The organism is Treponema putidum, assembly GCF_000755145.1.
Lineage (GTDB): Bacteria > Spirochaetota > Spirochaetia > Treponematales > Treponemataceae > Treponema_B > Treponema_B putidum.
Window position 1 is genome coordinate 888,410 of sequence record NZ_CP009228.1, and the last position, 22,099, is coordinate 910,508.

At 37.1% G+C, this 22,099-nt stretch carries 16 protein-coding genes and 2 pseudogenes; 6 read left to right on the forward strand and 12 right to left on the reverse strand.

Annotated features, from left to right (window positions below):
- Positions 1-188 precede the first annotated feature (188 nt).
- The 3 genes and pseudogenes from nagB (at position 189) to JO40_RS04010 (ending at position 3,224) form a co-directional block, all read left to right on the forward strand.
- Positions 189-983, forward strand: a complete 795-nt coding sequence (nagB, locus tag JO40_RS04000) for a glucosamine-6-phosphate deaminase (protein ID WP_044978161.1) — start codon at positions 189-191, stop codon at positions 981-983.
- Positions 983-2,071: pseudogene (locus JO40_RS04005) on the forward strand (AI-2E family transporter); the annotation flags it as partial. The gene nagB and the pseudogene JO40_RS04005, both read left to right, overlap by 1 nt.
- Before the next feature lie 97 nt (positions 2,072-2,168).
- Positions 2,169-3,224: a ribonucleotide-diphosphate reductase subunit beta gene (locus tag JO40_RS04010; RefSeq protein ID WP_044978162.1), complete on the forward strand. Its 1,056-nt coding sequence runs from the start codon at positions 2,169-2,171 to the stop codon at positions 3,222-3,224.
- Between the two features lie 164 nt (positions 3,225-3,388).
- Here the strand turns inward: JO40_RS04010 and JO40_RS04015 are convergent, their stop codons facing one another.
- From JO40_RS04015 to JO40_RS04035, 5 genes and pseudogenes are all read right to left on the reverse strand, one after another.
- Complete coding sequence (locus JO40_RS04015) at positions 3,389-4,744, reverse strand: MATE family efflux transporter (protein WP_044978164.1); 1,356 nt, start codon at positions 4,742-4,744, stop codon at positions 3,389-3,391.
- A 95-nt stretch (positions 4,745-4,839) separates the two neighbouring features.
- Positions 4,840-5,491 (reverse strand): annotated as a pseudogene (locus tag JO40_RS04020) (TetR/AcrR family transcriptional regulator).
- 190 nt (positions 5,492-5,681) lie between these two features.
- The gene (locus JO40_RS04025; protein WP_044978166.1) at positions 5,682-7,055 is read right to left on the reverse strand and encodes a sodium/glutamate symporter; all 1,374 of its coding nucleotides are present in this window, start codon (positions 7,053-7,055) and stop codon (positions 5,682-5,684) included.
- Between the two features lie 106 nt (positions 7,056-7,161).
- Positions 7,162-9,318, reverse strand: a complete 2,157-nt coding sequence (locus JO40_RS04030; RefSeq protein WP_044978168.1) for a methyl-accepting chemotaxis protein — start codon at positions 9,316-9,318, stop codon at positions 7,162-7,164.
- A 153-nt stretch (positions 9,319-9,471) separates the two neighbouring features.
- Positions 9,472-11,646: a methyl-accepting chemotaxis protein gene (locus tag JO40_RS04035; RefSeq protein WP_044978169.1), complete on the reverse strand. Its 2,175-nt coding sequence runs from the start codon at positions 11,644-11,646 to the stop codon at positions 9,472-9,474.
- 147 nt (positions 11,647-11,793) lie between these two features.
- On the opposite strand from JO40_RS04035, the gene deoD reads away from it, so the two are divergent.
- Positions 11,794-12,495, forward strand: coding sequence for a purine-nucleoside phosphorylase (deoD, locus tag JO40_RS04040; protein WP_044978170.1), 702 nt, complete (start codon positions 11,794-11,796; stop codon positions 12,493-12,495).
- A 13-nt stretch (positions 12,496-12,508) separates the two neighbouring features.
- Here the strand turns inward: deoD and JO40_RS04045 are convergent, their stop codons facing one another.
- The 7 genes from JO40_RS04045 to JO40_RS14045 form a co-directional block, all read right to left on the reverse strand.
- Positions 12,509-12,736 carry a NifU family protein gene (locus JO40_RS04045; protein WP_044978171.1) on the reverse strand — a complete coding sequence of 76 codons (228 nt, stop codon included), beginning with the start codon at positions 12,734-12,736 and terminating at the stop codon, positions 12,509-12,511.
- 92 nt (positions 12,737-12,828) lie between these two features.
- Positions 12,829-13,206 carry a type II toxin-antitoxin system VapC family toxin gene (locus JO40_RS04050; protein ID WP_044978172.1) on the reverse strand — a complete coding sequence of 126 codons (378 nt, stop codon included), beginning with the start codon at positions 13,204-13,206 and terminating at the stop codon, positions 12,829-12,831.
- Entirely contained in the window at positions 13,206-13,415 is a 210-nt protein-coding gene (locus JO40_RS04055; protein ID WP_010694353.1) for a DUF2281 domain-containing protein, read from the reverse strand. The genes JO40_RS04050 and JO40_RS04055 overlap by 1 nt, the downstream gene beginning before the upstream one ends.
- Positions 13,416-13,480: 65 nt before the next feature.
- Positions 13,481-14,800: a hypothetical protein gene (locus tag JO40_RS04060; RefSeq protein ID WP_245608997.1), complete on the reverse strand. Its 1,320-nt coding sequence runs from the start codon at positions 14,798-14,800 to the stop codon at positions 13,481-13,483.
- A 116-nt stretch (positions 14,801-14,916) separates the two neighbouring features.
- The gene (locus tag JO40_RS04065) at positions 14,917-15,690 is read right to left on the reverse strand and encodes an outer membrane lipoprotein-sorting protein (RefSeq protein ID WP_044978174.1); all 774 of its coding nucleotides are present in this window, start codon (positions 15,688-15,690) and stop codon (positions 14,917-14,919) included.
- Between the two features lie 3 nt (positions 15,691-15,693).
- Complete coding sequence (locus tag JO40_RS04070) at positions 15,694-18,396, reverse strand: efflux RND transporter permease subunit (protein ID WP_044978175.1); 2,703 nt, start codon at positions 18,394-18,396, stop codon at positions 15,694-15,696.
- Positions 18,397-18,616: 220 nt separating this feature from the next.
- Positions 18,617-19,003 (reverse strand): hypothetical protein, encoded by a 387-nt coding sequence (locus tag JO40_RS14045; RefSeq protein ID WP_044978176.1) that lies wholly within the window; start codon positions 19,001-19,003, stop codon positions 18,617-18,619.
- Between the two features lie 133 nt (positions 19,004-19,136).
- Between JO40_RS14045 and JO40_RS04080 the strand changes: the two genes are divergently transcribed.
- Positions 19,137-19,475, forward strand: coding sequence for a helix-turn-helix domain-containing protein (locus JO40_RS04080; protein WP_044978177.1), 339 nt, complete (start codon positions 19,137-19,139; stop codon positions 19,473-19,475).
- Between the two features lie 223 nt (positions 19,476-19,698).
- The gene (locus tag JO40_RS04085; RefSeq protein WP_044978178.1) at positions 19,699-22,098 is read left to right on the forward strand and encodes an EAL domain-containing protein; all 2,400 of its coding nucleotides are present in this window, start codon (positions 19,699-19,701) and stop codon (positions 22,096-22,098) included.
- Position 22,099 lies beyond the last annotated feature (1 nt).

Sequence of the window (22,099 nt, forward strand, 5' to 3'; positions counted from 1 at the left end):
TCCTCCTTTTCGGGCTGCTTTCTTTTTATAAGCTTAAAAATGTATAAACTTTGTATCTGCAAAACTCTAGTTAAATTTCCGGATTACTTTTATGTTCTTGTCCTGAAAATCAATCATCATTTATTTACTAATTTTAAGTTTTTTTGTATTATATGTTCCTTAGGTTATTAAGCTAAGAGGGAGACTCTATGAGACTTATCATAAAAAACAACTATGAAGATTGTTCAAAATGGACTGCCGATTATATCTGCAATAAAATTATCGAATTTAATCCTACAAAAGAAAAGCCTTTTGTTCTTGGGCTTCCGACAGGCTCCACACCGCTGGGTGTTTATAAAGAGCTTATAAAAAAGAATAAAGAAGGCATTTTATCTTTTAAGCACGTAGTTACTTTTAACATGGATGAATATGTAGGTTTGGAACCCTCCCATCCTCAAAGCTATCATTATTTTATGATGGATAATTTTTTTAATCACATCGATATTGCCCCTAAAAACATTCATATCTTGGACGGGATGACTAAGGATAAGAAAAAGGAATGTGAAGACTATGAAAAGGCAATCCGCTCTTACGGAAAAATTCATTTATTTTTAGGCGGAATAGGAGCAGACGGGCATATTGCCTTTAATGAGCCGTACTCTTCATTAGCTTCCCGTACAAGGGAAAAAACTTTAACACGGGATACCATCATAATGAATTCCCGATTCTTTGGCGGGAATGAAGACCTTGTTCCAAAAACGGCTTTGACTGTCGGTATCGGTACAATTATGGATGCTGAAGAAGTTTTAATAATGGCAACCGGACATGCTAAGGCTGAGGCCGTTCATCAGGCAGTTGAGGGCGGGGTAAGTCACGTTTGGACTGTCAGCACTTTACAACTTCATCCGAAATCCATTATAATCTGCGACGATGCTGCAACAGACGAACTTAAAGTAAAAACCGTAAAATACTTTTTGGATATCGAAAAGGAAAACAGAAACTAATGTATCAAGAAAACAAACACAGGCTTCACACTATTTCATTCTTTGTATTACTTGCAGGAATGTTGATTCTTGTGGGTAAGTTATTTTTACCATACGCAAGCGTTTTATTATGGTCGGCGGTAATTTATATTTTGGTAAGGCCGTTATATAATAAGATACTATCTAGGATGAATAAAGAAAAAAAAACTTTCCCGATAAAGAAAAGATTGCTTGCAGGCAGTTTTGCAATAATAACGGTTCTTGTTGTTGCCGGTGTTTTGTTTTTTGTTGTGATAAAAATATTCGGGCAGGGAAAAATACTTGTTCAAAGTATTCAAACCTTTTTAGAAAATATTAACAATGCAGATTCAGGCTTTTCAAAAAACGATATAGCAGAAATGGTAAACCGCTTATCGATGGGGACGATAGATATTTCCAACCTTGATTTACAAAAAGAAGTTTTAAACATTTTATCTTCTTCTTCGGATAAAATATTAAGGTATGCAACAAGTCTTGTAAAAAATGCAGGTTCGTTTTTTTTGTCCCTTATTTTTTTTGCCTTTGCTCTTTACTTTTTTTATATAGATGGGGCTTATCTTTTTAGCTTGCTAAAACATGCTATCCCGATAGAGAATGAAACATCAAGCAAACTGTTTTCTAAAATAGGCGAAATTACAACAAATCTTTTTAAGGGTCTCTTTCTGGTTTCGTTTTATCAATGCCTTGCATCTTTTGTAGTTTATCTTATATTCGGTGTTCAAAGTGCACTATTGCTTGCAATTCTAACCTTTTTTAGCTCATTTTTACCCCTTGTCGGCTGCGGTTTAATTTGGTTTCCTGTAGGAATAGGGCTATGCTTTACAGCAGGTTTTGTAAAAGGTATTATTTTTTTGGTGGTTGCAGGTTCGATAATCAGTTTTATGGATAACTTTTTACGTCCTTTCTTTTTAAAGGACAGAATAAAAATACATCCTCTTTTAATCTTTTTTTCAATGTTGGGAGGCGTCAGTATGTTTTCATTTGACGGTATCATTTTAGGACCGATGATTGTAATCTTATTCTTTACCGTTTTAGATATGGCTTTGGATATAGAAGAAAAAAAAGACAACATTTTAAGCGGAAATGTACCGCAGGAAAATAAAATTGAACAACATATCGGCAAATCTAATTTTGAAAATAATGTTATAAAAGGAGTAGATAAAAATTATGATAACTGAAAAAACCGTTTTGCCCCAAAAGGCTTTGTTTAATGAAAAAGGAGATATAGAAACTCACAAGCGTAAAATGATTGGAGGAAATACTACCAACCTAAACGATTTTAACAATATGAAGTATTCATGGGCAAGCGATTGGTATCGGCAGGCTATGAATAATTTTTGGATACCGGAAGAAATTAACATGACTACCGATGTTCAAGATTACCGAAAATTATCTGTACCGGAGAAAACAGCCTACGATAAAATACTTTCATTTTTAATTTTTTTGGACAGTATTCAGACTGCAAACCTTCCGAATGTCGGCCAATATGTAACAGCCAACGAAGTAAACTTGTGCCTTACTATTCAAGCCTTTCAAGAAGCGGTTCATTCACAAAGTTACAGTTACATGCTCGATACAATTTGTTCTCCCGAAGAACGCACTGAAATTTTATATCAATGGAAAGACGATGAACATCTTTTACGCAGAAATAAATTTATCGGTGATTTATACAATGAATTTCAAACCGACAAAAGCGCTCTTGCTTTTTTAAAAGTATGCGTTGCAAACTATATTTTGGAAGGTATTTATTTTTATTCCGGTTTTATGTTCTTTTATAATTTGGGAAGGAACAATAAGATGCCCGGTTCTGTTCAGGAAATACGTTATATCAATCGGGATGAAAATACACATCTTTGGCTTTTCCGCTCGGTGATACAGGAACTTCAAAAAGAAGAGCCTCAATTATTTACTCCGCAAAGCGTGGAACTTTTTAGAGGAATGATAAAGGAAGGCTGTGAACAAGAAATAGCTTGGGGAAATTATGTTATAGGAAACGATATTCCCGGGCTTAACAGTCAAATGGTTACCGACTATATTCAATACTTGGGGAATCTCAGATGTGAAAATCTCGGCTTTGCACCTATTTATGACGGGCACAGGGAAGAACCTCAATCTATGAGCTGGGTCAGCCAGTATAGCAATGCGAACCTGATTAAGACGGACTTTTTTGAAGCTAAGTCGACAGCCTATGCAAAGTCTTCTGCGATGGTGGATGACTTATAAAATTGTGTGAAGTTTTTACGCTTATCTTATCAATTTATATTTTTAAATCGGGTGTAGACGGTAAAATTGAAACTTTTTCCCCTGATGTTATGCAATGCAAAAAGGTAAATTTAACAAGACAGACGGAATGACAGCTGCCTTGTTAAATAAGAAAGTATAATAAACTATGCATTCAATGGTTTATCTTTAGTACTTAGATCTTTTTTAAAAAGTTTAATCACTATAAGTGCAGATAAAACCATAACTAGTGTATCTACTATCGGACTTGAAATCCAAATCCCACGTGTTCCAAAAAATACGGGAAGAATCAATACGGCCGGAATATAAAGCAAGAATTGACGAGAAATTACCAGCATACCTGCGTACTTTGCTTTACCTAGAGCTTGGAAAAGGGTTAAATTGATAATCATAATCGCCGACAATGGGAACAAAGAAATAGCAAGCATTGTATTCGTTCTTCCTAAAGATATAAGTTCCTTATTTTCCAAGAAGAGACCTAAAACCCTTTCAGGCATTATTAAAAATACCAGCCAAAATATCAGTGATAAAAACAATCCGAAGCCGTAAAAAAGAAACGTACCTTTTTTTACTCTGTCAAATTTTCCTGCTCCGAAATTGGTTCCTGCAAAGGGTTGATAGCCCTGACTTATTCCCCAAAGAGGAATAAATGACAACATTAGATATCTAAAAAAAGCACCCATCAAGATTACCTGATCTTCTCCGCCATATTTTTTTAGTGTAGAATACATTACCGCCTGCTGCAAAAGTGCAAAAACTTGCATAAGCATTGCAGAAAAACCGATTGAAAGAGTTTCTTTTACGATACTTTTTTGAAGCTTAAAATATTTGAATTTAACATTTTTGCTAAAGAAAGCAAAGTAACAGAAATTACATATTGCAAGAACTACTTGAGATATGACTGTTGCTATAGCGGCACCCTCAAGTCCTTTTTTTAAAACAATTACAAAGACCGCATCCAAAATAATATTTAATACGGCACTTATTCCCATCAAAAGCATTGCAATACCCATTCGGCCTTCTCCTCTCATAACCATGTTTGCAGCCTGACCGAAATTTACGAATATTGATCCGAGGTATACAATTCTTAAATAGCTCACTCCTAAACGGAGCATTTCGCCTTCGGCTCCTATAAGATATAAAAGTTGAGGCGCAAAAATTAATCCTATTGTCATAGTTACCAATGAAAAAAGCAGAGTTAGCAAAAGGACGTTTCCCATAATAGAATCAACGGTTTCTTGGTCACTCCGCCCTACAGCCCTCGAAAGAACGGAAGCGGAACCTATACCTACTAAAACGGCAATGCCGTTATTTATCAGTGTAAATGTATAGGCTACACTGATTGCTCCTAAAGCTAAGCTGCTTACATATCTTCCTACAAATATTGCATCCACAAAGCTGTATAAACTGATTACAAACATTCCGATAATGCCCGGAATACTGAGTTCGAGCATCAGCTTGAACATATTATCTGATATTAGATGCTCTCTCTTATCTGTCATATAAACCTCCATAACTGACGATACCGTCAGTTAGATTATATAAAAAGAGAAAATAAAGTCAAGATAGGGTAACTAATTTTGACTGAAGTTTTTATTTAGCTGATAATAAAACTCTTTTTTATAAAAGAGTAAATAAGGCCGTGTATGTCTTTCTTTCCTTTATCAAAAACGGTTTTGTCTTCAAAAAGTTCATACATTATAAGGATTCCGTTAAAGAGGCGGGAGTAGAGTCTTTCCGCTTTGTTTGTTTTATACTTTATTTTTTTACCGGCAAAAGCTCCTTCTTTAAACAAGTGCTCCAAATTTTCTCTTATAAACTTATGAGCCTGAGCCTCAAGCTCCAAAAAAAAGAGCTTCATATTCTTTGTCATATAGAATTTCTGCAAGGAACATTAGATAAAGCCGTTTTTCGGGGACATCATCAAATAGTTTTGCTTCTAAAGCTTGGGTCACAATTTCATAAGGGTCGTCAATTTTTTTTGCAGAACTAAAAATTTCTTCGTTCCGTTTGTAGCGGAAATAGTTTCCTGCCTGCATTATAGCAAACATTATAGCCTTTGTGTTTTTAAAGTACTGATATACCCCTCCTTTTGAAAGGCTTGTGGAGGCAACTATATCTTCCATAGTAGTATTATGGAAGCCTTTTTTTAAAAACACTTTCTTTGCCGCTTCCATTATCTCATGCGAGCGCTCTTCTTTTGTTTTCCGTTTAAATTTAGCCATATCTATATTATAAGGAAACAACAAAAAAAATGAAGAGGCTGTTATAAATGGACATCTTTAAAAAACTTACCGGGTTTGTTTCGATTCTTTAGAATAACAATTATTTACTGAAAATAATGGCTTGGGGCCGGTCTTCTGTTTATAACAAAAGACCGAGCCGCCGGCATAATTTAAAACGCTTTAAGAAATATTAAGGTTGTAAAAACGCCGTAAACTAATCGACCAAGCCTATGGTAATACCAATTATCATTATATTGAAAAAGTCAATAAATAAGGAACCTACTATAGGGACAACGAAAAAGGCTATTTTTGAATAACCGTATTTTTCGCATATAGAACCCATATTAGCCATGGCATTGGGAGTTGCGGCAAAGCCGAAACCGATATGTCCCGCAGTAATTACCGCAGCATCATAATCTCCGCCCATAACCTTAAAAGTGACAAAGCGGGTGTATAAATACAACAATACTATTTGTGCACTTAAAATAATCAAAAGCGGGATAGCCAAACTTACCAGCTGCCAAAGTTTTAACGAAACAAGAGCTAAAGCCAAAAACATATTCAAAGAAATATTTCCGAGTGCATCAATTTCGTCCATATTTATCTTGAATTTTTTTGACGTATCTGCAATGTTTCGTATAACGGCAGCACAAATCATCGCCCCTATGTAAATGGGGAATTTAAATTTGGGCGATATTGAATTAAGATAATTGGTAACAAAGAGACCAAAACCTGAAGCCAGAACTAAAAACATAAAAGCCAGTAATAATTTTTCACTGCTAAGATGCTTTTCAGAACTGGTTGTCGAGTTATCTACTTCACCTTTTGCCGAGGCTTCATGAATAACTTCTTCCTGAACCGTTACGACTTCTTGACCCTCTTCCCTGCCCTTTGTGGGATTAAAGAAGAGCCGCTTTATAAAGCTCGGATGAACCGCTTCTACTTTCTTAACAACTTTTGTTGTTTTTATTATGTTTCCCGATTCATCAATTCTTACGCTTTCATCGGCATTTGAAGGCTGTAAGCCGTATTTTTTTATCAGACGGTTTCCGACGGGACCGCCTAAGATGGAGCTTATCAAAGAGCCGAAGGTGGGAACGGCTACTGCGAGGGATAAGGCTCCCAGAGTGTTTTCCGGATCAACAATAGGAGCAAAGGAGGCTGCTGTACCGAACCCCCCTGTAAAGGATGTTGAACCCAGCATGACGGCGAGCATCGGACTAAAGTTTATAAGCCTTGCGGCTCCTTGAGCTACAACGTTTTGCAAAATAGCAAAAACGATAGCTACAGCCAAAAAGACAAAAACTTTTTTCCCGCCGTCTCTTAAAATCGAAAACCCTGCATTATAGCCCACAGAGGTAAAAAACATTACCATCCAATAGGTTTGCAGGGTTGTGTCAAATTCGAAGTCGAGTACTTTTGCTGTGTGAAGTGCTAACGAAATCAGCGCAAACAAAAAGCCGCCCACTATCGGGGCAGGTATACAATACTTTTGAAAAAACTCAAACTTCGCCTTAATGAATCGTCCAACCAGCAACCAAGCGATTGCAAAGCCGAGCGACTGGTACATATTCATATGAATTACCATAACTCTCTCCTTTTGCGTGCGTCTAACGCAATTCGGGATGCAAGAGTGAGTATAGGCCTTTTATATGAATATGTCAATCCGTCGGTATAAAATCTTTATCTTTTTATCATACCTTAAACTTGCCGACCTCCGCAGCCAAATTTTCAATACTGGTCTTGTTCTTTTGGGTTATACTATTTACTTCCTGAACCGCATTGTTTATTTGAACGGCACCTGCTGCCATTTCGTTCATGCTGTCGGTTATCATACGGGTCAAATTATCAAGTTTCAGCATTTCTTCGGCGACGCCTTCACCGCCTTTCAGCATCTCTTCAGAACCCGCTTTCACTTCTACGGTTACCGTATTGATATTTTTAATTGCTCCGAGTACTTCCTTGCTGCCGTTTTCCTGTTTACGCATCGCTTCGGTAAGACGGTCACTCATCGATTTTACCTGTTCGGACAAATTAAAAATCGTGCTGAATTTGTCTTCGACGGTTTTAGAAGAAACCGAAAGAGATTCTATTTCGCCCGATAGGGTTTTAAGCGTAGAAGTTATCGTTTTTCCTTGAGTAGCCGAATCTTCGGCGAGTTTTCTGATTTCATCGGCGACGACGGCGAACCCTTTGCCTGCTTCGCCTGCGTGGGCTGCTTCAATAGCGGCATTCATCGCAAGCAAATTGGTTTGGCTTGCAATATGCTGAATAACGCTTGAGGCTTCCATAAGCGAACCCGATTCTTCTGCGATTTTCTGTGTTACGCTGTTTGATGTTACAATTGTTTCTTTTCCGTCTTCCGTTGCCGATGCAAGGTTTTTAACAACATCATAGGTTTTTTCTAGTGTTTGAGTAATGGAGGCGATGTTTGCAACCATCTCTTCGATTGAAGCCGAAGACTGGGCAACACTCGCTGCCTGATTTTCGATGCTGTTATTCAACTGTTTTATAGTGCGTACGATTTGTTCAATTGTGGCTGCTGTTTCCGTTACGCTTGCAGCCTGCGTAAGGGTTTGGCTCTTAACGCCTTCAATATTGGCGCTGATTTCGTTTATTGCGCTTGCCGTTTGAGTCATATTGGAGGCAAGCTCTTCTCCTATGGCTTCCATCGAGACCGAATTTTCTCTGACGGTTTTTATTGCGGTTCCTATTTTTTCAATAGTTTGATTAAAGTATTCGGACAAATCCGTGATTTCGTCATTTCCCGTAACGGGGAGGCGTACCGTTAAGTCTCCTTCTCCATGTGCAATATCTTTTAATGCCGTAACCGTTTTTTGAATAGGTGAGAGCATGTAGCGGGCAGTAATATATATAACTGCAAGGGTAATTGACAAGACGATGACACCTAAGATTCTTATATAGGTTCTTAAGTCGTCTACTGTTTTTGTGAATTCCCTAACCGGTGCTTTAATAACAACCGTCCAGCCGGTAATTTTTATTGTTGCGTACGAAGCAATATTTGAAATGCCGTCATAATCATAGTAGCCGACCTCGCTTTTATCGGTATCAAAGGCATGCTGTAAAAAGGCCGACAAGGAAGCAAGATTAGCATCTTTCTTACTTTCTTCAATCATATTTCGCTGTTTGGTTACCGCATCAAAATTTTTATGTGCTATGACAATTCCTGTTAGGCCTAGTATGTAACATTCGCCTGTTTTTCCGACGACAATATCGTCGATTTCATCGGAAAGGAGACGCGCCGGAACCGCCGCATTTAGGACACCGATTATTGAGTTATTGTCATCGTAAATCGGAACTGCAAAAAGGATTTGCATATTATTTGTTATGTGTGAAATAGTCGGTTCTGTAATAAAGTTTTTACCCTGTGCAGCTGCTTTAAACCATTCTCTGTCTCTTACGGACGTACTCATACCATTTGCATCATAACGGTTGCCTTGCATATCACAGACACCGAAGTAGTCTATCTTTTTGTTGCGTTCGGCTTCTTTTACAAGAAGCTCTGCTTTTTCGGTTAAAGTCATTGAATTGTCGCGTAAAAACGGCATACGGGCTAAGCCTTCTACAAATTGAACAACGGAAGTTACCCTTCCGTCAATGACTTCAGCGATGTCGGTTGCTTTATCTGTTAGATGCGCTTCCACTTTTTCAAGTACCGCTTTACGTGCAATACCCACCGTAAGCATGGCTGCAATTACAAGTGCAATCGTAATTAAAAGCCCAAAAATTAAAACCATTTTTTTGCGCAGCGAAAACCGCTTTTTAGTTGTTTTCGCAATCTGATGTTTCTCATTGTTTTTTTCAGAGAAAATTCCGTCATTCTTTGTCATTTTAAGACTCCTTATGAATTAGGCAGGCCTTGAAGAATGTTTAGTTTTTCGAGGTATGTCTTAAATTTAGTTGCGGCGTTTGTTAGATTTACATTTCAGTTTTTTTAATATAATTATTTTAACAAATTTAGTCTACAGTTTTTTTAATTATTCTTATACTTTAAATTTGGAAACCTCATTGGAAAGATTTTCGATACTTGCCTTATTTTTTTGTGTAATATCGCTTACTTCTGCAACGGCGGCGGTAATTTGATCGGCTCCTGAAGCTATTTCGTTCATACTATCGGTTGTTTCGAGTGTTATCTCGGCGAGTTTTTGCATTTCCTGTTCTATTTGAGTGCAGCCTTCAAGCATTTCAGCTGAGGCTGAGTCAATTTCGCTTGTTACACCGTTTATTCTCTTAATAGCATCAAGTACCTGCCTCCCGTTTTCTTCCTGTTCGCTCATTACTTCCAAAATAGAATCTTCTTTTTCGGAGATTTGACTGACCAAATTGTAAACATCGATAAAGGTCTTTTCCGCTTGAGAACCGGCCTCTGTAATGTTGCGGATAATTTCCGTCGTCTCTTTTATAACCGCAGCAATTTGCTTTCCTTGCAAATTAGAGCCTTCTGCAAGTTTTCTAATCTCGCCGGCGACAACTGCAAAACCCTTACCGGATTCGCCTGCATGGGCTGCCTCTATTGCGGCATTCATTGCCAAAAGGTTGGTTTGACTCGCAATATTTTGAATGATTTGGCTGGCTTCAAGAAGAGATGCCGATTTTTCGGCGATTTGCTTTACAATCTCATTTGCAGTTCTTGCCCCGTCTTTACCTACCTTGGTTTGTCCGTAGACTGTTTTGATAAGCTCGTTATTTTCATTAAGCGTTTTAGCTATTTTAACGGTATTTTCTGCCATGTGCGTAATGACTGCAGAAGATTCGTTGATACTTTCGGCCTGCATTTCGATACTTGAAACGAGCCTGCTAAGCCACCCATTGATTTGCTCCACCGTTGCAACGGTTTCGGTAACGCCGGCAGCCTGAGACATAGCTTTTTCTTTTACGCCTTTAACATTTCCGCCTATCTGTTTAATTGCGGCTGCCGTTTCTTCCATACTGCTTGACAGCTGTGACCCGATTGCGTTCATTTTATCGGCTTCTTCTTTTAAAATGCATATCATAGCATGACTGTGCTCAATTGCGGTATTAAGGTTTATCATAATGCGTCCGATTTCATTATTCTTTTTTACCGCTAATCTGTCGGTAAGGTCGCCTGCTGCAATTTTGCTAAAAACGGTTTCGAGCCTTTTAAAATAGCGTTTAAGAGCACCTGCAAAAATAAAGGCCAGTGTAAAATACAGGACAAACATAAAAAGACCGATAAGAATCATATTTTTTAAAAGGGTATAAAAAAGTGAAAGTATTTCGTTTTGTTCGATTAAAAGAGCAACTTTCCAATCAAGCTCGGGAAGTGAAAATACTGAAACCTTCCACCTATTTCCGTCAAGCATAATAAAAGCCGAACCCTCTTTCATTTTGTCTAGTTCGGTAAAGGCGGAAATACCGGTTTCTTTTAATGTTTTTAGATTGTAGTCTGCATGTTTAGGGTCGGCTAAAGTCATACCGTTGTTTTGTATGAGCATACAATAGCCCGACTTGCCGATATGAGTTCCGCTTATAAACGAAGTTAAATCCGAAAGGTTTATGTCGATTCCTATAACTCCGATAAATTCGCCCGAATAATTTTTTACACTTTGCACAATTGTAAAAGTGAGGTTCCCGTCCGGCGACATATATGCCTCGGTTATTACGGGCTTTCCATTAGCAGCCGCTGCACTTTTATACCAATCCCGTTCACGAGGGTCAAAACCTTTCGGAATTTTTTCATGCTGTATTCCTACAAATCCGCCCCATTTAGTACCTAGATATACTTCGTTAAAGTTCGCATAACTTGCTTTTGCTCGGTTAAATTCTGAAACAATATCTTGTTCCGCTTTTCCGCTATGAGACATATCATTTGTCTGCGAGCTATAATTGTAAATACTTTCATCGGCATTTTTAACTGCAGGAGTTTCCGTAAGCATGGAAGCTGCATTTTTTCCGTTCAGTATAAAAAGATTTATGGACTTTTCAATATTGAAAAACTGCTGCCCTGTAAATTCATCGAATTGGGTAATGTTCTTTTTATATAGTTGAAAGCCCACAACCGCAGAAATAACGGCTACGATTGAAATGATTGTTATCGTAATTGCCCGTAAAAGCCGTGCCGTAATGGATGTTGCTCTTTTTCTCATAATGCCGTCATTATTTTTTGAAGGTGCGCTCAATGTAAGTTTTTCTTTCATTTTGTTAAATCCCTTTTATAAATTATATGGAATATAGCGCCAATTATATATATTTTTTTATTTTTCTGCAAGGCCTCGCATTTACTGAACGTTATCTTGCACTTTAGTTTTGAATAGGGTATACTTATCGTGTTATTGGAGGTAAAGATGAGTGTTCATATAGCTGCAAAGCAAGGAGAAATTGCCGATAAGATTCTTTTACCCGGGGATCCTTTGAGGGCGGAATTTGTTGCAAATAATTTTTTGGAAAATCCGCAATGTTATAACAAGGTTAGGGGTATGTTGGGCTTTACGGGAACCTACAAGGGCGTAAAGGTTTCAGTTCAGGGAACGGGAATGGGTCAGCCTTCTTTTTCGATCTATGCAAATGAACTGTTTAATGAGTACGGTGTACAAAGGGCTATCCGTATCGGAACAGCCGGAGCCCTGCAAAAGGATATAGGCTTGAGGGATGTAGTTTTAGCTATGGCAGCCTCTACCGATTCGGGGATTAACACACACCGTTTTAAGGGCTGTCATTATGCTCCTACTGCCGATTGGAGCTTGCTAAAAAATGCCTATGACCATGCCGAAAAAATGGGAATAAAACCTTTAGTAGGTTCGATTGCCAGCTCCGATGTCTTTTATGATGATCTTGAAACATGGAGAATGTGGGCTGATTATGGAGTTTTAGCGGTAGAGATGGAGGCGGCCGAACTTTATACCCTCGCTGCAAAATATAAGCGCCAAGCCCTTGCCGTGCTTACCATTTCGGATAACGTCGTTACACATGAGCAGACAAGTGCCGAAGAGCGTCAAACTACTTTTAAAACCATGATGGAAATTGCTTTAGAGGCAATAATAGCTTAGCCGCTCTAAAATTTTAAACTGCGACTACCTCGCTGACCTCGGGGAACATGTCCTTAAGCTGTTCTTCAACCCCCATTTTAAGGGTATAAATAGCCATAGGACATGACCCGCAGGCTCCTTTTAGCTTAACATAAACTTTTCCGGCTTCATCAACTGAATCAAGCTCTATATCTCCGCCGTCGGCCTGTAAATAGGGCCTAATCGAGGCTATACCTTTTTCAATTTCTTCTTTAACCAACATAATGACCTCCTATTATCTTATTAAATACTTCACAAAATATACAAAAAATAATATGATAAAGCAAGGCGGAGCAAGCTATTAAATATTTTTAGTTACCAAAGAGTTTTTACACTATATTTAGGAATGATTGTATCTTTTGTAATAATTACCAAATTTTCAATTATTGCCTGAGCAATGATCAAGCGATCAAAAGGATCATTATGAATATTTGCCAGCTTTATTATTTTATCAAAGTATTTGGGTTGAATTTGTAATATTAATATATCCTTCTCATGGCATAATTCAGCGATTTTTTCTATAGAGTATTCAAATTCAAGTTTACCTATACTTTTTTTTATTGCTATTTCCCATAATGAGACAATACTGACATAAACTTTATTTTCTGTAGTAATTATCTCTAAAGCTTTTTTTGATAGTTGTGGAGAAGCTCTTAAAAACCATAGCAACGTATGTGTATCCAGCAGGTACATCAAACATAGTCCTTAAAACATTCCGGAGTTTTATCAAAATCTTCCGCCATATAGAATTTACCTTCAAGGCCTCCGGGGTTTCTTCGTATATTTTTTTGATTTTTTGCGGCTGTATTTTGATATAAAAGGAAATTTACATAATCATAAACAGACTGTTGCTGCTCTAAAGTTAAGTTATTTATCTTTTTTTCCAAAGCGATATATGGCATACTTTCCTCCTCATAAAATCATTTTAACATATTTCCGGATAAAATACTATAACTTATAAAATTTTCTAAAACTCATAGCCGATGCTCATTTTTATAAAATGATTGTTTTGGTATCGGCCTAATTTACCGCTTTTTTTGCCGCCGAAGAAGCCGAGGCCTAGATCAAAGTCGATTGTGCCTATAAGCCACGAAAGTTCGGGGTTTATCATAAAGTCTGCATCTTCTATTCCTACAAGAGCGTTGAGCTTCCATTCAAGGGAACCTCGTACTAAGGTTTGAGAGATGGAGAAAAGGAGGCGGGTATCTGTAATAGGGCTGCCTTTTTCCGTATCTAGGCTAAGATGACCCTGATCGATTCCGCCATTAAAAAGCCTAATTGTTTCGGCAGCTTGAAGTCTCAAATTTATATTTTTAGGAAGAGCGTATAAAAGGCCTAAATTCCATGCAAGATTAGGATTATAAATATCGGGATTATTTCCTTTTAAGTCCCCGCTTATGTTTGCGGCAAATTCGGCTTGTATTGTAAACTGCCCGAACATTGCTTCATAATCAGCACCGATTTGATGATAGCGATTGTATGTAAGCTCTGCCTTATCGAAGACTTGTGTAAATTCCGCTTCGGTGGGGGCGGAAGGTTTATAGTCCGATTTAAAATTAGGCTCATGTAAAAAGCCGGTAAAATACTGAAAACCTAGGTCGTGTTTGCCGCCGGCACTAAGGGTATAACGTACTCCCCCTTGTGCATAATTAAAAGTGTTTGTCTCCGCAGAAGAGGGCAAACCTTGTATAATGTTTGCAAAGGTATCTTTTTTCCATCTGCCGCCTAGAGCAAATTCATCGGCTTCAAAAACCGGAAGATATACAAGCTCAAGCTTCATTTCTTTGGGCAGATAAGCCGAAAGAAAGAAAACCGGAGAGGCTTTTTTAATTTTTTCGGGATAGAATTCGTAGGGTTTGCTGAAGTCTTTCGGATTTACAACATCTAAAACACTAAAAAAGCCCGCCCTTCCCCAGTTTATTTTTTTGATTCCTCCGCCTAAGACTACAGGGCCTGCAAGGGCCTGTACATAGGCCTCTCCAATCCATGCAGGAAAAAGCGGCTTAGGAAATAATTCCGCTGTTTCTCCCATTCCGGCTGCGATAGTTTTAGCGTTTAAGTTTACCGAGGCATAGGCTTCGGCAAGAGGAGACTTTGCTTCTAAATGAAGACTGCCCCAAATAGGGAACGGAGGTTTATGGTTTTCAGGCTTTTTAAAGGCATCAAAATAAATTTCCGTACCCGCATAAAAAGCACCCCCGAAATCTACACTGAATACGCCTGATTCGGTCCCGCCTTCTTCATCATCAAAGCCGAAATCTCCTAAATCATCATCTGAAAAAATCAATGCGTTTAAAGAAAGGATAAAAATTAACGTAAAAAAAACTTTTTCATTTTGTAAAATACCTTATAGGAAACCTTAACTCAATTTGAGTTTAAGGGCTCCCTTAATTTATAAATAATTTATTTTTTGCCGGTTTCCAAATATTTTTGTGTAAAAACATAATCGGGTATTTTCATGCCGTATTCTATTTTTTTTATGGTGATAACGGTGGATGTATTTGTCTTAACCGTCGAAAGTTTTGTTTTATGAGCCGTCATTATCCCGCTTACTTCCTTATAATCGTAAAGCTCAAGAATTTTTACAAGCTGAGAACCTTGATAAAATTCGGCCTTGAGTAAAAGATTTTTATCCTTTGTGATTCGCATTACGGTTTTAGAATATGTGTAATTTTTATCCTTGGGCGTAGATTCTATTAGATAGACAGGGTTTCCCTCATATTCTTCTTCACCTAAGATTTTAAAATTATCGAGCTTTGTGTCCCTTTCCATAAACGAAATATCGTTATTTGAAAAGTCTGAACCCATAAAAGGCTCATCGGCGCTTCCTTGGGCCGATATCTTTTGTACCTTTTTTGTTTGAGCTAAATACATCCTTTGATCCGTTGAGCCGTCGGCATTTTCAATCATTAAAAACCTTGAGCCCTTATAAGACGGAGGATTCTTTATTTCAACAAGCATCCTTTGTAAACCGTTTTTGTCCAAAGAAGAGTATTGAATAATATCCAAGGTAGAAATGGTCTTTCCGCCTGACTGCATATCCAAGCTGGAGGCAGTCCCCATTGAAGATGCAGTATTTTTTGTCTTTGTTTTAGCTGCAATTTCTTCGGCATTTTGCGAAAAAATAAAGCCGCAAAGCCCAAAAATAAAAATTAAACTTAGAGTAATTTTTTTCATATCTTATACCTCTGTACCTTTTTCTTCATTAAAAGGATGTTCGTTTTTGACTTCCTTTATATCTACAGGTAAAAGTTTTCTTATAAACTTTGGTTTCATTAAATTTAATAAAACCGGAAGAATAGTCAAGCTGCCGAGGGAGCTTGTCAGCATTATAAGGGCAATTAAAAAGCCCAGCTCTGAAAGCATATTAAATTTTGAAAGCATTAAAACCGCAAAACCTGCACCTACCGATACAGCGTTAAATAAAATAGCCTTTCCCGAACCTAAAAAGGTCAGATATAAAAATTGACCGCTGCCCTTTGTTTTAAGAAAGCATTTATGATATGCAGCCAAAAGGTGAATTGTATAATCAACTCCTATTCCTATTGCAAAACTTGCAACCATTGCAGTTCCTATGTTGAGCTTTATACCAAATCTGCCCATTATTCCGAAGTTAATCAAGATGGAGAGGGTGAGCGGAATAATTCCAAAAAGGCCTGCAATGGCTGACCTATAATATATTGAAAGAATTAAAAAGACTATAAATAAGGAAACTCCTACGGAAATAAGCTGGGATTCTACTACGAGTTTGTTCAAGGTCTTTTCGACCAATACAAAACCGCCTGTTTCAGCTGTTACATCTTTGGGAAATTTAAGGCGTACAAATTCGTTAATTTCTTCCAGAACCTTGTCTGTATCCTTCTGTCCGACGGTTCGGAGTTGGATATTTACTTTTAGTGTTTTAGGGTTTGTATTATTATCTAAAAACCCTTCGGTATTTTTTCCTAAGAGGAGCAGGTAGTTGCCCATTAAAGCCGATAAGTCTTCTTGGGTTTCTTTTCCGTATTTTTTAGGATCGGAAGGAATCTCATAGTATGCAAGTCCCTTATAATTAATCTTTTTTCCGAATTCATAAACCAGCTTTTCTGCGGAAAGATTCTTTTTTGTTCTTTCTTCCGCCGCTTCATTCAGTATAGCCATAATTTCTTCTTGACTATATTGTTTTTTCTTTGTGCGGATATCTTCTATATGTTGATTATTATCTGCCTCTTCCGTTTCAAATGTCCCGAAGTCTCCAAAGCTGCCTGAATCTTCCGCTTCAACTATATCATCATATTGTATTTCTTTAGAGATTCCTTCAGGGGACTCATCGGCATTATAAACCTGATTTAAACGCTTAATTAGGGGAACAATGGAAGTTACTTTACCGACATCATCAACTTCTTCTTCTAAAAAAATAGAAAGATTGTCAATGGCTTTTAAAATATCGGGGCGTATGACACTTGAACCGTCTTGGGTCTTTATGACCATTTCAAGCACTTTTGAGCCTCCGAAGTGTTTACGCATAAAAGTATCGGATTGAATGACTGCGACATCTTTATCAAAGTATTCCATTAAAACATTATCGATAACAAGTTTTTTTAATCCTAATACTGAAAAAATTACTATCAGCCCGACAAAAAGAATAACGGAGCGGGAATGTTCTGCAATGATTACAAAGGTACTTGCGATGCCGCGATCCAAACGGCTGGTATTATTTTTTTTATCTGCCCATCGCATTGACGGTTTTTTAGGCCCTCTTAGTATCAATATGCTGGGAATTAAAGTTATGGATATTAAAAATGCTGCTGCAACGCCGAAGCTCGAAAAGATACCGAATTCGAAGATGGGGACGACAGAGGTAAAACAAAAGGAAACAAAGCCTGCAAAGGTCGTAAGAGCAGCTAAAAAAACCGGCCTTATAACCTCGCTTAAGGCTTTGATAACCTGTTCTTTATGTTCTTCCTTTGAGATGGAATCATCTTGTACGACCTCGTCATAATAGTGGTTTATGACATGGATGCCGTAGGCCGAACCGACTGCAATTAAAATAATAGGTAAAATTGTAGAAAGAATCGACAAGGGCACATTAAAAAGAGCCATTGCTCCCAAAGCCCATATTACGGAGCATATAACCGTCAAAAGGGGTAAAAATACACCGGTAAACCTTCTAAAAGAAAGAAATAAGACGCCTAAAACAACAATGATAACCAGAGGAACTAAAAAGCTTAAGTCATGGGCTGTTGCTTCATTTACTATCTCGTTAAAAATAGGAGTTCCAGTCAGGTAAATTTTAGAATCGGGAAAATTCCAAGAGTCTGTCAGTTTTATAATTTTACGGCAAACAGCAATAGTTTCGGGAGAGCCGCTTTCTTCATTGGTTATATTAAGAAAAACAAGGATTTGAGTTGCATGTAAATCTTCAGAAACAAGGCTCCTTTCATACATGTCCCAACTGCGAAGCTTATGTTTAACGGCCTTAATTTCTTCTTCCGTACCTGAAAAATCCGGAGGAATAATGGGTTCACTTACAATTCCTTCTTCACCTATGTCTATATGGGTTGTGTTCGTTATTAAAACCGTGTTTTTTACTAAATCAAGCCCTTTTAGTTTTTCATCCAGTTTTCTTATTTCATCTATGAATTCTTTATCTATGATGGTAGAAAAGCGGCGTTCAATACCTATTAGTATAGGTACATCTTCTCCAAAAATGTCTGCAATTTTTTTTGCACTGATTCTGGATGGATCATTTTTAGGGATAAAGCGGAAATTATTGTTATCAAAATCGAGCCTTATTATTTGTAGAGCAAAAAACAAGGTTATTGCAAGAATCGTTATAAGCATTGTTATGGGATGTTTATAAAAATTTTTTACGGAAAATATGTGCTTTGTTTCTTTTTTCATAAAGTTTCTCTTTCAAATGGGCTCCGCCAATTATATAGTTGCCTTATCTTTTTGTCAAGCAAAAATAAAGAACCCTTTTTTGAACAATCATGAAGTTCTGTTGTAAAAGCGAATTTTAAGTGTCGAGTTTTCGGCATACTGCGACTGGGTAATCGGTAATTATTTGCCCTAAAAAAATAAAAATATTCTCTGATTGCCTTGCGGTATACGGCAAAATATGCTATACTCTATAGCGATGATAGAGAAGCGCATCGAGAAAAACAGTATGCTTTTTAATAAAAAAACGCAAAAAATTTTTACAAAGCTCTTGACACAATACTGCATAGCGGGTAAAATTCGCAGCCTCGCAGCCTCGCAGCCTCGCAGCCTCGCAGCCTCGCAGCCTCGCAGCCTCGCAGCCTCGCAGCCTCGCAGCCTCGCAGCCTCGCAGCCTCGCAGCCTCGCAGCCTCGCAGCCTCGCAGCCTCGCAGCCTCGCAGCCTCGCAGCCTCGCAGCCTCGCAGCCTCGCAGCCTCGCAGCCTCGCAGCCTCGCAGCCTCGCAGCCTCGCAGCCTCGCAGCCTCGCAGCTGGAATACCTGTGTCCAAATAAATTTACACCAAAAAGCACGTATTTTTTCTCAATCTATAACACGCCTAAGGGCATTGTGCCTTTGTTCATTTTTTTGTAATAAAAACAAACCACAACGTACTCAAGGGGGAAATGAATAACTGAAGATTGGTAATTCGAGGTATTATTAGCTATGAGTTATGATTATTCATCTGTTCTAGCAAAGAATATAAAACGTATACGGAACAAACTGGAAATGTCTCAAATGGAATTAGCCCTGCAAGCAGATGTATCTATTGCCTTTATCAATGCAATCGAAAATAAACAAAAATGGGTTTCTGCTTCAACTTTATCAAAAATAACCGATGCTCTAAAGACTTCCCCTTACGAACTTTTCCTTACGGATGATGTTAATGAAGAAAACCTAAATATACTAGTCGGCCGCCATAATGAGCTTATAACGGATTTAAATAAATTATTAAAAAAATACAATCCGGAATATCATAATAAAAAGGATACGTCTTTAACCTAGGCAAAGGCAATTTTACTTTATTAAAGATAATTAAGATAAATGAGTAACTTTTATTTCGAAATTTAGTTATACTTAAGCAAAATAGAGAGACATATTTAGTTTAAGTCAGGTATTACAACAAAATATTGTTTTGGCATTTAATTTGCACTGTCAAATTTTGATAAAAGAAATTTACACATAAATTTAAAAGGCCTTTTAAGGAGGATATTTAGAGGTATATTATATGAGATTAAAACAGAAAATTATTCTCTTAAATGCATTAGTATTTAGTGCTCTAATAGTTATTGCAGTATTCCTTAATTTTTTTTACTCAGCAAACTTTTTTTCAACAAATCTCAACGATAAAAATAAATTAAAGGTCAAACTTATAGCAAAAGAAATAGATGAATGGCTTGTTAAAAAAACAGCCGTAATTGAACAAGTTATAGATACTTTTGTTCATATGGATATTACAGATTATGAAAACTGTACTGATTTTTTAGTAAATTTAAACATGCTTGATCCCGGAATCGATTATGCGGTATTCTATGAAAATGGGACATTTGCAAACGGCCAACACTGGGTACCTCCAGCCTCTTATGAACCTAGGGAGAGGCCTTGGTACCTTGAAGCAAAAAATGAAAAAAACCTTATCATAACCAATCCCTATCACAGCATAAGTTCACGGGAAGACTCAATAGTTGTTTCAATTATGAAGCAGTTTATTACAAAAAGCGGCTCTGAAGGTTTATTTTTTGGAGAAATAAGAATAGACGAATTATTACCCCTTATAGAAAGAGTTAAATATAAGGAAAACGGCTATGCTTTTTTAATAGGTAAAAAAAATCGTATACTATCCCATCCAAATGAAAAGTATCAATTTGGTCTTGATAATTTTACAGAACTTTACAATATTGAAGGCGGAGAAATCTTTATAGAGCACATAGCTAAATTAAAACTGGATGAAAACTATAACGAATTCTTGCCCGCAATAAAAGACTATGACGGAATTGAAAGATTTTTTTACTTTGCTCAATCGGAGATTTCCGGTTGGACAATTGGATTTACAGTGCCTGCATCCGATTTTTATAGCCCTATAAATGGTCTAAAATTTAGATCAATATTATTTGCATGTACTTTTATTATTTTTGTAAGTATTTTATCGCTCGTAATTGCAAAAAAAATAGCATCTCCTCTCGAAACTATTACAAACCGCTTAGAAAAGGCAGCAAAAAACACCGAGCTTATCAAATTTGATTTTTTGGGTAAACAATACCGTGAAATTGCAAGAATTGCGATGAGTTTTAATTCCGTAGTAAAAAATGCAAAATCGCGCTTAAATAAAGACATAAATTTCAACCTAAATTCTCTCACAATGGCTCAAAGAATAGATAAAATAATTCTTGAAATGGATGACAGCGAAGAAGTATGGTTTTTATATTTGGATATAGATAAATTTAAAACCATAAATCAACTTTGGGGATATTACGCCGGTAATGCCCTAATAAAACACATATCTTCTTTGATTTTAGATTATATAAAATCGGAAGGTATGCCTGAAGACTCTGTTATGCATGTTATCGGTGATGAATTTACACTTTTTTATTATGGAAATGAAGAACAAGTATGTAATTTTGCCCAAGACCTCATAAATAAAATAAATAATGAACATTTTGTGTGGAACGAAGAAATCTTAACTATTTCCATAAGTGTAGGCATTGCTGCTATTAATAAAATACCCCATAGCTCTCAAGACGTAATTTCAAATGCGTATGATGCTTGTTCAGTAGCCTTTAGGAGAGGAGGAAACAGGTATGAGATAGTGTCCTTTTCAGGAGGTTCCGGTTTTTCGAGGGGAAATATTTCATTTTGGCTAAATACGATCCAAAAAGCCCTTAAAGAAGATAAATTTGTTTTATATGCACAGGCAATTATGCCTTTAAATAATATTTTTAACAATACCAAATATGAAATTTTGATAAGGCTTAAAATTGATGATGATCACGTTATTATGCCCGATGTTTTTATTCCGATAGCAGAAAGATACAACCTTATATACGAAATAGATAAATGGGTCATAAGACATTCCTTTGCCTTTTTTGCAGATGCTATCAAAAAAGGGTTTTTAGAAGATAATGTAGTATTATCAATTAATATTTCGGCTGACTCGTTTTTTTCCAATGACCTTATAGAATTCATAGCTCGAACCCGTAGAGATTTCAATGTTCCGGCTCATAATTTTTGTTTTGAAATAACGGAAAGCTGTGCAGTACGCAACTTAGAAGCGACATCACAATTTGTTGCCGAATTAAGAAAACTGGGCTTTGCTTTTTCATTGGATGATTTCGGAAAAGGATTTTCATCATTCCCGTATTTAAAAACTCTTCCGATAGATTATGTAAAAATCGACGGTTCTTTTATAAAGTCCATTGATAAAGACTATGTAGATTTTTCGATGGTTAAGACCATGCGGGATATGTGCCACCATTTAGGCCTTTACACAATAGGGGAATATGCAGAAAACGAAAAGATAGTTTCAATTTTAAAAGATATAGGAGTCGATTACGGACAAGGCTATGCCTTCCAAAAACCGGTTCCTATTGAAGAAGCTATAAAGTTTCAAAACAATAGGAACGGAATATAGA

What these genes read in the sequence shown, in the direction of transcription:
- nagB (WP_044978161.1), top strand. Translation starts at nt 189, where the DNA reads ATGAGACTTATCATAAAAAACAACTATGAAGATTGTTCAAAATGGACT.
- JO40_RS04010 (WP_044978162.1), top strand. Translation starts at nt 2,169, where the DNA reads ATGATAACTGAAAAAACCGTTTTGCCCCAAAAGGCTTTGTTTAATGAA.
- JO40_RS04015 (WP_044978164.1), bottom strand. Translation starts at nt 4,744, where the DNA reads ATGACAGATAAGAGAGAGCATCTAATATCAGATAATATGTTCAAGCTG.
- JO40_RS04025 (WP_044978166.1), bottom strand. Translation starts at nt 7,055, where the DNA reads ATGGTAATTCATATGAATATGTACCAGTCGCTCGGCTTTGCAATCGCT.
- JO40_RS04030 (WP_044978168.1), bottom strand. Translation starts at nt 9,318, where the DNA reads ATGACAAAGAATGACGGAATTTTCTCTGAAAAAAACAATGAGAAACAT.
- JO40_RS04035 (WP_044978169.1), bottom strand. Translation starts at nt 11,646, where the DNA reads ATGAAAGAAAAACTTACATTGAGCGCACCTTCAAAAAATAATGACGGC.
- deoD (WP_044978170.1), top strand. Translation starts at nt 11,794, where the DNA reads ATGAGTGTTCATATAGCTGCAAAGCAAGGAGAAATTGCCGATAAGATT.
- JO40_RS04045 (WP_044978171.1), bottom strand. Translation starts at nt 12,736, where the DNA reads ATGTTGGTTAAAGAAGAAATTGAAAAAGGTATAGCCTCGATTAGGCCC.
- JO40_RS04050 (WP_044978172.1), bottom strand. Translation starts at nt 13,206, where the DNA reads ATGTACCTGCTGGATACACATACGTTGCTATGGTTTTTAAGAGCTTCT.
- JO40_RS04055 (WP_010694353.1), bottom strand. Translation starts at nt 13,415, where the DNA reads ATGCCATATATCGCTTTGGAAAAAAAGATAAATAACTTAACTTTAGAG.
- JO40_RS04065 (WP_044978174.1), bottom strand. Translation starts at nt 15,690, where the DNA reads ATGAAAAAAATTACTCTAAGTTTAATTTTTATTTTTGGGCTTTGCGGC.
- JO40_RS04070 (WP_044978175.1), bottom strand. Translation starts at nt 18,396, where the DNA reads ATGAAAAAAGAAACAAAGCACATATTTTCCGTAAAAAATTTTTATAAA.
- JO40_RS04080 (WP_044978177.1), top strand. Translation starts at nt 19,137, where the DNA reads ATGAGTTATGATTATTCATCTGTTCTAGCAAAGAATATAAAACGTATA.
- JO40_RS04085 (WP_044978178.1), top strand. Translation starts at nt 19,699, where the DNA reads ATGAGATTAAAACAGAAAATTATTCTCTTAAATGCATTAGTATTTAGT.